Here is a 10,841-nt window from a genome sequence, read left to right as displayed (position 1 = left end):
TGGCCGCCTGGGACCCGGTGGCCGGGCGCGAGCTGTGGCGCACCGCGACCGACCTCGGCGCGGGCGTCAGCAGCCTGGCGGTGCACGGGCACACCCTGTACGGCCTGACCGTGAACGGCCGGGCGTTCATGGCCGGGCGCGAGCTGTGGCGCACCGCGACCGACCTCGGCGCGGGCGTCAGCAGCCTGGCGGTGCACGGGCACACCCTGTACGGCCTGACCGTGAACGGCCGGGCGTTCACCGTCGACCTGCGCGGCTCGCGGCGGCCCGGGTTCGTCCCGACGGTCGGGCGGCGCGCCGACCTGGGCCCGGCGGTCGGCGCCAACCCGCGCCTGCTGGCCCTCGGCGGGATCCTGTACGGGGTCAGCGAGCGCTCCCTGTTCCGGCTGGACCGCGACACCCTGGCCGCCACCGTGCTGGTCGAGCTGGACGCCGAGTGGTACAGCGGCGCCCGGCTGGCCGCGGACGAGCACGGGGTGCTCTACACGCTGCGCGGGCGGGAGCTGGTCGCCGTCCGGCCGTAGCTCCCCGGCGCCGACGAGGGGGCCGGCCCCCTCGTCAGCGCCCGGCCCGCGGGACGAAGCGCGCGAACGGGTCGGCGACCCCGGCGCAGTGCCGGGCCAGCAGGTCCCTGAACCGGTCGAGCAGCGCCGCGTGCCGGGCGTCCACCGCGAGGTTGACCAGCTCGCCGGGGTCGGCGGCGAGGTCGAACAGCTGCTCCCGGTGGTCGCCCCAGGCGTAGCAGACGTACTTGTGCCGTCCGGCGCGGACCATCCGCCCCAGGGCGTTGTTGAAGCCGGGGATCTCCCAGCGGGTCTCGACCACCACGCTGGTGTGCGGGCGCGCCGCGCGGACGCTGCGGCCCGGCAGGCCCTCGGGCGCGGCGATGCCGGCCAGGTCGCAGAGCGTCGGGATCAGGTCGAGGCCGGTCGCGACCAGCCGTTCGTCGACCGCGCCGGCGGCCACCCCGGGACCGGTGACCACCAGCGGCACCCGTACGCACTCCTCGTACAGCGCCCACTTCTGGTTCCAGCGGTGGGCGCCCGCGCCGTCGCCGTGGTCGGAGCCGAACACCACCACCGTCTCCCTGCCCCGGCCCTCCAGCGCCGCCAGCAGCTGTCCGACGTGCCGGTCCACCCGCTCCACGAGCGCGTAGTAGGCGTGCCGGTAGCGGCGCCAGTCGTCCTCCCGCCACTCGGCCGTCGGGTGGGTGTGCGGCTGGGCCAGCCGGGCGAGCCGGGGCAGTGCCGGATCGTACGGCCCGACCGGGAAGTTGGCCGGCAGCGGCGGGAGTTCGGCGACGGGCGGCGCGGGCGGGAGCGGGCCGGTGCGCGGGTCCTGGCCGCGGGCCCACTCGCAGATGCCGTGCGGCTCCAGGAAGGAGGCGACCAGCAGGAACGGCCGCTCGCGCGGTGCGCGGACGAACTCGGCGGCGGCGCGGGCCAGTCCGGCGTCGTCCCCGCCCGCCGGGTGGATCCGGCGGAAGCCCCGGCCCTCGGGCAGGTCGAGCTCCGGCAGGTGCCACTTGCCGCCGTAGCCGCAGTCGTACCCGGCCTCGGTGAACAGCCGTCCGAGCAGCGGGTCCTCGGGGCCGCCGGTGTTGCCGGTGACGCTGACGGTGCTGGGCAGGCGGCCGGTCATCAGGCTTGCCCTGGACGGGGTGCAGAGCGGCTGGGCGCAGTAGGCGTGGGGGTAGCGGGTGCCGGCGGCGGCCAGCGCGTCCATCGCGGGGGTGCGCAGGTACGGGTTGCCCGCGGCGCTCATCGCGTCGGCGGTCTGCTGGTCCGTCAGGATGACCAGCACGTCGGGGTTGCGGGGCTTCGGCACGGGTCAGGCCATCCGTTCGTAGGTGTGCGGGTCGAGCGCCCGGCGCAGCGGGGCTCCGCGCAGCCAGCGCTCGAACTCGTCGACGACCAGGTCGCCGAGGCGGCGGCGCTCCAGCCCCCGGCTGCCCGCCAGGTGGGGGGTGACGACCACGTTGGGCAGGGTGAACAGCGGCGAGTCCGGCAGCGGCGGCTCGGGGTCGGTGACGTCCAGCACGGCGAAGAGGTCGGGGCGCTCGGCGAGGACCGCGAGCAGTGCGGGCTCGTCCAGGACGGCTCCGCGCGAGGTGTTGACCAGCGTGGCGCCGGGCTTCATCGACTCCAGCAGCCGCCGCCCGACGAGTCCGCGGGTCTCGGGCAGCAGCGGGGTGTGCACGCTCACCACGTCGGCGGTGGCGAAGAGTTCGTCCGGGCCGACGGCCCGCACCCCGGGCGGCACCGGGGCGTACGGGTCGTGCGCGAGGACCCGCACGTCGTAGTCGCGCAGCATCTCGCAGACCAGCCGGCCGGCCGCGCCGAGCGACAGGACGCCGACCGTGGAGCCGTACCCGCCCGGGGTGCGGGCGGCCGGGACGGCGGCGCGGGCGGCCCTGGCGGCGAGGACGTGGCGCCAGCCGCCCTTGAGCGCGTAGACGATCTGGGCGACGGTGAACTCCGCGACCGGGACGGCGTTGGCGTGCGCGGCGGTGACGATCGGGATGCCCGCGGCCCAGAACGCCTCGCCGGCGATCCGGCGCACCGATCCCGCGGCGTAGAGCACCAGCCGCAGGCGGGGGAGCCGGGCCAGGGCGGCGGCGTCCAGGACCGGGCCGCCCCAGCCGGTGAACAGCACCTCGACGTCGCGCAGTGCCTCCGGTGCGGCGGCCAGCCGTTCGGCGCTCCACACCCCGTGGGGCGAGGCCGGGTCGGCCGTCAGCCCGGCGTGGGCGGCGACCCGGGCGCGGGCCTCCGGGCCGTACACGTCGGGGAAGCGTTCCGGGTCCATCGCGAAGGCGGCGGTGGGCATCCGGTTCTCCTCGGGTCGCTGGCGCACGCGCCGGAACTCTGGCGCACGAGGAGTTTCTATCACAGTGAGAAATAGTGGCGAGGAGTGGGCCGGGCCCGCTCACCGGGTGATGAAGGTCGCCCCGTCCGCGAGTCGGACCGCGGCGGCGGCCGCGCCGACCAGCTCGGTGGTGGTGCTGTGCACGACCACCAGGCGGGGCAGCACCGGCACCCGCCCCTGCAACCGGCTCTCGATCGCGGCGGGCAGCTCGCCCCCGCTCTCCCAGAACAGCCGCCCGCCGAGGGCGATCAGCTCCGGCGCGAGCACCACGCTCAGGTTGGCGACCAGCAGCGCCAGGTCGTCGGTGAGTTCGCCGATCAGCCGGACCGCCGCCGGATCGCCCTCCCGGCCCAGCCGGAACAGCCCGGCCACCCGCTCCGCCGGGGTGCCGGACACCGTCAGGCCGGCCTCGGTGATCCGCCGGTCCACCGCGTGGTCGCCGATCCCCGCCTGGGTGTCGCCGGTCCGCCCGAGCGGGCGGTCCAGCGCCGCGTGCCCGGACATCAGGTGGCCGAGCGACCCGGCCGCCCCCAGCCGGCCGCGGTGCAGCCGGCCGTCCAGCACGATCCCGGCGCCGACCTCGATGCCCACCACGACGGCCGCCAGGTCGCTCACGCCGGCCGCGGCCGGCGACTGCCGCACGGCCAGCGCGACCAGGTTGACGTTGCTCTCGACCGCCACCGGGACGCCGTAGCGCTCCTGGAGCAGCACGCCCAGCCGCAGCCCCGGCCAGTCCAGCGCGGGCGCGAACTCCACCAGCCCGGTGCGGTCCCTGACCACTCCGGGCACGCCGGTGACGAGGGCGCGGGGCGCCCCCGCGTGCCGCCCGGCCCAGTCCCGCAGCCCGTCCACCAGCGCGAGCAGCGGGCCGGTCAGGTCGGCGGACGCGACCTCCCGCGTCCGGTCAGAGCCGGCGAATGCCCAGTGGTGCTCGGCCTCGTGCAGCACCGTGCCGTCCAGGGCGGCCACCACCCCGACGATCCGGCGCGGGCGCATCGCGACCGCCAGCACGGTCTGCGCGCGGGCGTTGTACCGGATCAGCTGCGGCGGCCGGCCGCCACCGGACGGCGCCCGTTCCGTCTCCACCTCCACCAGCCCCTCGGCGCGCAGCACCTCAACCAGCCGGTGCACGGTCGCGGTGCTCAGCCCGCTCTCGGCGGCCAGCCGCTGCCGGGACAGCGTGCCGTGCCGCCGCAGCACCTCCAGCAGGACGGTCTGGTTCACCTGGGCGACGGTCTGCGTCGTGGCGGTGGCGGGGGTGCGGCTCGGGGGCATCGCGCGCTCCTCGGACCGGGCCGGGCCCGGTGACTGGTCAGGACTTTGTCTCAGCTTGAATATATCCTTGGCCCGGCCCGCCCGGGCCGCCCGACACCTCACGGAGCCGCCATGCCGCTCGCCTACTCCACGCTCGGCGTCCCCGGGCTCCCGCTGGCCGAGGCCGCCGGGCTCGCCGAGTCCGCGCTGCGTCAACTGCCGCCGCGGGCCTGGGGCGTGGGCATCGGCCTGCCGCTCGCGGTGCTGGTCGAGGCCCGCAGCCACATGGGCGAGTACGAGGCCGCCGCCGACGCCCTCGACCAGCCGGTGCCGGACGCGATGTACCGGACCCGGTTCGCGCTGGGCTTCATCTACGCGCGTGGTCGCTTCCACCTCGCCACCGGCCGCCACCACGCCGCCCTCGCCGACTTCCTGGAGTGCGGACGGCTGATGGCCGAGTGGGGCCTGGACTGCCCCGCGCTCGCCCCCTGGCGGCTCGGCGCGGCCGAGGCGTGGCTGCGGCTGGACCAGCGCGAGCGGGCCGTCACCCTGCTCGACGAACACCTCGAACGCGTCTACCCCGCCCAGGACCGCACCCGCGGCCAGGCGCTGCGGGTGCTCGCGTCCACCAGGCCGGCCGTCGAACAGGTCGAACTCCTGGAAACCGCGGTGGAGTTACTGCGTGGCACGGACGACTGGTACACGCTGGCCCTGGCCACGGCCGACCTCGGCCGGGCCCACAAGCGCCTCGGCGACCGGGCCAAGGGCCGGGTGCTGATGCGCCGCGCCCTGTGCCTGGCCGGCAGCTGCGGCGCGCACGAGCTCTTCCAGGCGCTCCAGCCTTCGGCGGCGGGCAGTGCCGCCGACGGCTCGGTGCGTCCGCTGCGCCCGGCCCCGGCGGCCGAGGGCGCGCTGACGGCGGCCGAACGCCGGGTCGCGGCACTCGCCGCGCACGGCCACACCAACCGGGAGATCGCCGACAAGCTGTTCATCACCGTCAGCACCGTCGAGCAGCACCTCACCCGGGTGTACCGGAAGATCAACATCAGCCAGCGCCAGGACCTGCCGACCAGTTTGGACTCCCATGTCGCCCACTCCGCCTGACCGCGCCGCCCCCGGCCCCCGCCTGCTCGCCGTCAGCGACCTGCACGTGGGGATGGCCGACAACTGGCCCCTGGTCGAGCAGCTGCGCCCCGGCCACGACGAGGACTGGCTCATCGTGGCCGGGGACGTCGGCGAGCTGACCGCCGACATCGAGAAGGCGCTGCGGCTGCTGGCCGACCGCTTCGCCAAGGTCATCTGGTCCCCGGGCAACCACGAACTGTGGACGCCCCGCGAGGACTCCGTCCAGCTGAAGGGCGTCGAGCGCTACCGGCACCTGGTCGCCCGCTGCGCGAAGCTCGGCGTGGTGACGCCGGAGGACCCGTGGCCGGTGTGGACGGGGCCCGGCGGCCCGCTCGCGGTGGCGCCGCTGTTCACCCTGTACGACTACACGTTCCGGGTGCCGAGCGCGGCGACCGCCGAGGAGTCGCTCCGGCTCGCCCACGAGTCCGGCGTGGTCTGCACCGACGAGTTCCTGCTCCACCCCGACCCCTACCCGGGGAGGGCCGAGTGGTGCCGGGCGCTGGTCGCCGCGGCCGAGGAACGGCTGCGCGCGCACGACCCGGCCGTCCCGCTCGTCCTGGTCAACCACTGGCCGCTGGTGCGCCGGCCCACCGACGTGCTCATGTACCCGGAGTTCGCGCAGTGGTGCGGCACCGTGCTGACCGCCGACTGGCACACCCGCTTCAACGTCGCCGCCGCCGTCTACGGGCACCTGCACATCCCCCGCACCACCTGGTACGAGGGCGTGCGCTTCGAGGAGGTGTCCATCGGCTACCCGCGCGAGTGGCGCCGGCGCGGACACCCGCGCGGACTGCTGCGCACCATCGCGCCGTTCGACGGCACGGAGCCGGCCGCGACGGCCGGCTGAGGCGCGGCGCGAGCGGCCGAGGCACAGCGCGAGCGGCCCCGCCGAGGACGGTGGTCCGCGGCGGGGCCCTCGCGTTCGCCGGGCCGCCCTCCGCCGCCCCTTCGCCGTGCTCCGGCCCCGGAACGCGGAAACGGGCGGGCGCCGGTCCGAGGTGTCTCGGACCGGCGCCCGCCCTGACGCTGCCGGACGGGGGACCGGCAACGGGCTCTGGGGACCGGGTCAGACGGCGGCGTTCTCGGCGACCACGCGCTCCAGGTAGGCCACCACGTCGTCGATGTCCGGCAGGCCGAGCATCTGACGGTGCGCGGTGCGGACGCCGGCCGCGATCCGCTCGTCGGACAGCACCTGGCGGCAGGCCTCGGCGACACCCTCGGGGGTGACCTCCGTGACGTGCACGCCGAGGTTCAGCTCGGCGAGGCGCTGCGCGTTGTGCAGGTGGTCGCCGAACTGCGGCAGGGCGACCATCGGCACGCCCTGGCGGATCGCCTCCCGGACGCCGCCGTAGCCGCCGTGGGTGACGAACAGCTGGGCGCACTCCAGCAGGAGCTGCTGCGGCAGCCACTCCATGACGACCACGTTGTCGCCGATCTCGATGCCGTCCAGCGGGAAGCCCGCCGTGCCGACCACCGCGTGCACGTCGAGGGCGGACAGGCCCTCGATGATGGCGCGCAGCGTCTCGGTCGGGTCGAGCATGCCCTCCGGCGGCTCGATGCCCTGGGACTTCATCCCCATCACGGTCGGCAGCGCGCTGCCGACCGAGGCGACCACCAGCGGGCGGTCCCCGGAGAGCCCGGCCAGCTCGACCGGCAGGCTGGAGCCGCCGCCCAGCGCGGCCGGCTGCTGGTAGGCGAAGGCCGGCGGCACGTCGTAGCGGACGAAGGAGAAGTCACCGGGCACGCAGTCGATCCGGCCGTGCGGGTAGATCGACCACGGCGTGTCCTTCGCGACCAGTCCGACCTCGGTGCGCCGCTCGTTGAGGAACGGCAGCAGACCCTCCGGGTCGGTGACGTTCGTCGGGCCGGACGGGCAGGACACGTGCGGAATTCCGAGCGCCTCGGCGATCAGGACTCCGGTGAGTTCACCGCCGTCCCGCAGGACCAGGTCGGGGGCGAATTCCTTGGCGATCGGAAGAATACGCTCGAAGGTCGTCGTGATGTGCGGGCCACCGCCCCAGAGAATCATCTGGAGCCGGTTGTCGACGACGATCTCCTCGGATTCCCCGCGCGCCTCCCGGCGGTCCCGCATCGAGAAGATGGCCTGCATGATCTCGGGAATGGTCGGCATCACCGGCTCGATCGCCACCGGGGATCCGGCGAAGACCGGTGCGAGGTGCTCGGGCACCGTGGCCAGGACGTCGTGACCCGCCGCGGCGAGCGCCCGGGCGAGCGGCAGCACCTCGTTGGCGTGCCCCTGCGTCCCGGTCACCGTACAGAAAACTCGCATGGCCCGACTCTCCCTACCCCGATGCATTTCGCATTCCTCCGCACTGCTGTCTCCGATGGTTCCGCCGGGAGGCAGAGGCGAACAACCCCTACCCACCCCACGCCCCACCGGGACCCGGAGCCGGGCCTACCTGACCGCGGCGGGGGCGGCCACGGAGGACCGGCGCAGCCAGCGGATCGCGACGCCGAGGGTCCGCGAGAGGACCATCGCCATGGCCATCAGGACGAAGAACGCGGCGACCCCGTCGGGGTCGATCTGCTGCTCGACCGTCCACTTGCCGAAATCGGCGCGGAAGGACTCGTTGTTCTCCAGCGTCCAGATGAATCCGAGCCGGCCGGCCAGTACCACGAGCCAGATCGCCAGATAGGCGATTCCCGCCCTGGTGTAGGTCTTTCCGGACGCCGGGTCGTGCTCGATCCGCATCGTGTAGAGCAGGCCGATACCGATGGCGACACCGATCGCGATCCCGATCCCGGCGGACGTCATGTTCGGCGCCGTCGCCTTCATGTTGTGCAGCATGTCGTAGGCGAACCAGGCCACCAGGCCCAGTGGCATCAGCAGCTTGATGAGGCCGAATCGGTGTCGCCCCACCTGCGTGAAGAGAACGATGGTGATGAGAATGCCGCTCAGGAAGAGCGCGTCTCGCATCCCGTCAGTCACTGGGAACCCTCCGATGTCGTTCAGAACTGATGACGACACTAGGCGTTCCGGGGCTTCCGGTCCTGAGGCCAGGGGTGGACAAAAGGGGGTGGAGAACGCGGTCGCGTTCTCCACCCCCGGCCGCTGAACCGTCAGGTGCGGCGGCTCAGCCGAGCCGCTCCGTCAGCCAGCCGTGCACCGCGCGGGCGGTGCTCTCGGCGTGCTCCTCCATCATCGAGAAGTGGTCGCCAGCGGTGTCCACCGCGCTGTGCTCCGGCGCCCAGGTGGAGCGCCAGTCCTCCCGGTGGCGCCAGTTCGGCAGCGGCTCGGTGGCGCGCACCAGCAGGGTGGGCGTGCCGACCGGCTGCGGCCGCCACTCGGCGAACAGCCGGAAGTAGCCGGCCATCGCGGTGAGCCGGACGTCGCCGAGCGCCCCGAAGCCGCCCGCGGCGGCACCGGCGTCCTCCGCTGCCCCGCCCTCCGGCGCGCCGGCCCCGAGGCGGGCCTGCACACCGTTGAGGGCGTTGCCGTCCAGCGGGTAGATGTCGATCAGGACCAGCGCCTCGGGCCGCACGCCGCGCCGCTCCAGGTGGCTGACCAGGGAGTGCGCCAGCATGCCGCCGGAGGAGTGCGCGGCGAGCACGAACGGCCGGTCGCCGGTGTGCGCGAGCAGCGCCCGGGCGTGCGCCTCGGCCAGCACCTCGACGGCGGCCGGCAGCGGCTCCCCCGGCACGAAGCCCGGTGCGGGCAGCACCGAGACGTCGCGCACGTCGCGCAGGGCGGCGGCGAAGCGCGCGTACTCGTGCGGGCCCGACATCGGCAGGATCGACGGGATGCAGACCAGCTCGGGGCCGCCGTCGCCCTTCGCCAGCCGGACCACGTCCAGCTCGCCTTCGAGCTGCTCGGGCGACTCGAAGGACGGCCGGAACTCCGAGGCGCTGGTGAGGAGTTGGATGAACTCCTGGAGCCGGCCGAGTTCGCCCGCCCGGCGCGCCATGGCGCCGAACACGCTCTCCGGCTCCCGGACCTGCGCCGTCTCCTCGGCGCGCGCGGAGGCCGCCCCGAGGGACCGGGTGAGGTAGGCCGCCAGCGCCTCCGGCGTGGGGTTCTCGAAGGCCACCGTGGCGGGCAGCCGCACCCCAGCCGCCGCACCGAGCCGGTTGCGCAGCTCGACGGCGCTGAGCGAGTCGAAGCCCATCTCCAGGAACCGGCGGGTGGGCGGCACCGCCTCGGCGTCGGTGTAGCCGAGCACCAGCGCCGCCTGGGTGCGGACGTACTCCAGCACGATCGCCCCGCGGTCCTGCTCGGTGGCCCCGGCCAGCCGCTCGGTCAGCGAGGGCCCGTCCGCGCCCTGGCCGCCCTCCGTACGGCGGACGACCGGCTTGACCAGGCCGCGCAGCAGCGGCGGCAGCGCCTCGGGCCCGGCCTGGCGCAGCGCCGGGAGGTCGAGCCGCATCGGCACCAGCACCGCCTGGCCGGCGCCGAGCGCCACGTCGAACAGCCCGAGGCCCTCCTCCGAGGTGAGGCCGGGGATGCGGTTGCCGGTACGGGCCGCGGCCAGCTCGCCGTTGGCCTCGCCGATGGCGCCGAGGCTGTCCAGCCACAGGCCCCAGGCGAGCGAGGAGGCCGGCAGGCCGGCCGCCCTGCGCCGCTGGGCGAGCGCGTCGACGAAGGCGTTGGCGGCCGCGTAGTTGGCCTGGCCCGGGTTGCCCATGATGCCCGCGGCCGAGGAGAACAGCACGAAGGCCCTGAGGTCCAGGCCCTCGGTCAGCTCGTGCAGGTGCAGCGCCGCGTCGACCTTGGGGCGCAGCACCTTCGCCAGCCGCTCCGGGGTGAGCCCGTCGACGGTGCCGTCGTCCAGCACGCCGGCGCTGTGCACCACCGCGGTGAGCGGGCGGTCGGCGGGCACCGACGCCAGCAGTGCCGCCAGCGCCTCCCGGTCGGAGGTGTCGCAGGCGGCGATCTCGACGCGGTCCGCGCCGAGGCCGGTCAGCGCGTCGGCGAGTTCCCGGGCGCCCTCCGCGGCGAGGCCGCGCCGGCTGGTGAGGAGCAGGCTGCGCACCCCGTGGACGGTGACCAGGTGACGGGCCACCAGGGCGCCGAGGGTGCCGGTGCCGCCGGTGATCAGGACGGTGCCGTCCCGGTCGAGCAGCGGCCCGGCGGCCTCCTGCCCGGCCTGCCCGGCTTCCTCGGCCTGCTCAGTCTGCTTTGCCTGCTCGGCCTGCTCCGCGGCCACCGGCATCCGGACCAGCCGCGGGGTCAGCGCGGTGCCCGCGCGCAGCGCCAGCTCCGGCTCGCCGGAGGCGACCGCGGCGAGCAGCGCCCCCTCGGAGGCCTCGTCGGAGTCGACCAGCACGAACCGCTCCGGGTTCTCGGTGCGCGCGGAGCGCAGCAGGCCCCACACCGGAGAGGCGGCCAGGCCGGGGACGTCCTCGTCCGCGCCGGTCGGGACGGCGTTGCGGGTCACCGCGACCAGCCGGGTGTCGGCCAGCCGCTCGTCGGTGAGCCAGGCCTGCACGGCGGCCAGCGCGTCCAGCGCGGCCCGGTGCGCGGCCTCACTCAGGGCGTCCGCACCGGCCGGGGCGACCGCGGGACCGAAGGAGGCGAACACCAGCTCGGGAGCACGCTCCCCGGCGTCCAGGGCGGCGGTCAGCGCCGCCAGGTC

9 protein-coding genes are annotated in these 10,841 nt (G+C 75.2%); 3 read left to right on the top strand and 6 right to left on the bottom strand.

What is annotated here, in order from left to right; genetic code table 11:
- A partial coding sequence (locus BU198_RS19260; RefSeq protein ID WP_188298109.1) for a PQQ-binding-like beta-propeller repeat protein occupies window positions 1-524 on the top strand: 524 nt, incomplete at its 5' end.
- 34 nt (window positions 525-558) lie between these two features.
- Here BU198_RS19260 and BU198_RS19255 read toward each other — a convergent pair.
- The 3 genes from BU198_RS19255 to BU198_RS19245 form a co-directional block, all read right to left on the bottom strand.
- Window positions 559-1,827 (bottom strand): sulfatase, encoded by a 1,269-nt coding sequence (locus tag BU198_RS19255; protein WP_188298108.1) that lies wholly within the window; start codon window positions 1,825-1,827, stop codon window positions 559-561.
- A gap of 3 nt (window positions 1,828-1,830) precedes the next feature.
- The gene (locus BU198_RS19250; RefSeq protein ID WP_317620197.1) at window positions 1,831-2,856 is read right to left on the bottom strand and encodes a hydroxyacid dehydrogenase; all 1,026 of its coding nucleotides are present in this window, start codon (window positions 2,854-2,856) and stop codon (window positions 1,831-1,833) included.
- Between the two features lie 72 nt (window positions 2,857-2,928).
- Window positions 2,929-4,143, bottom strand: coding sequence for an ROK family transcriptional regulator (locus BU198_RS19245; protein WP_188298107.1), 1,215 nt, complete (start codon window positions 4,141-4,143; stop codon window positions 2,929-2,931).
- 111 nt (window positions 4,144-4,254) lie between these two features.
- Between BU198_RS19245 and BU198_RS19240 the strand changes: the two genes are divergently transcribed.
- Window positions 4,255-5,226, top strand: coding sequence for a helix-turn-helix transcriptional regulator (locus BU198_RS19240; protein WP_188298106.1), 972 nt, complete (start codon window positions 4,255-4,257; stop codon window positions 5,224-5,226).
- Window positions 5,207-6,094, top strand: a complete 888-nt coding sequence (locus BU198_RS19235; protein WP_188298105.1) for a metallophosphoesterase family protein — start codon at window positions 5,207-5,209, stop codon at window positions 6,092-6,094. Before BU198_RS19240 ends, BU198_RS19235 begins: the two co-directional genes overlap by 20 nt.
- A 219-nt stretch (window positions 6,095-6,313) precedes the next feature.
- On the opposite strand, the gene BU198_RS19230 is transcribed toward BU198_RS19235, so the two are convergent.
- The 3 genes from BU198_RS19230 to BU198_RS19220 all read right to left on the bottom strand — a co-directional run.
- Window positions 6,314-7,537 carry a glycosyltransferase gene (locus BU198_RS19230; RefSeq protein ID WP_188298104.1) on the bottom strand — a complete coding sequence of 408 codons (1,224 nt, stop codon included), beginning with the start codon at window positions 7,535-7,537 and terminating at the stop codon, window positions 6,314-6,316.
- Window positions 7,538-7,663: 126 nt separating this feature from the next.
- A complete protein-coding gene (locus BU198_RS19225) occupies window positions 7,664-8,185 on the bottom strand; it encodes a DUF1453 family protein (RefSeq protein WP_188298103.1) in 522 nt (173 codons plus the stop codon).
- Between the two features lie 157 nt (window positions 8,186-8,342).
- A partial coding sequence (locus tag BU198_RS19220) for a type I polyketide synthase (protein ID WP_188298102.1) occupies window positions 8,343-10,841 on the bottom strand: 2,499 nt, incomplete at its 5' end.

Origin of the sequence: Streptomyces sp. CBMA156, from assembly GCF_014596515.1 — a bacterium.
In the GTDB taxonomy this organism is placed as follows: domain Bacteria; phylum Actinomycetota; class Actinomycetes; order Streptomycetales; family Streptomycetaceae; genus Kitasatospora.
Note: the sequence above shows the minus strand (reverse complement) of the source record. Positions and strands in the feature narration are given on the sequence as shown.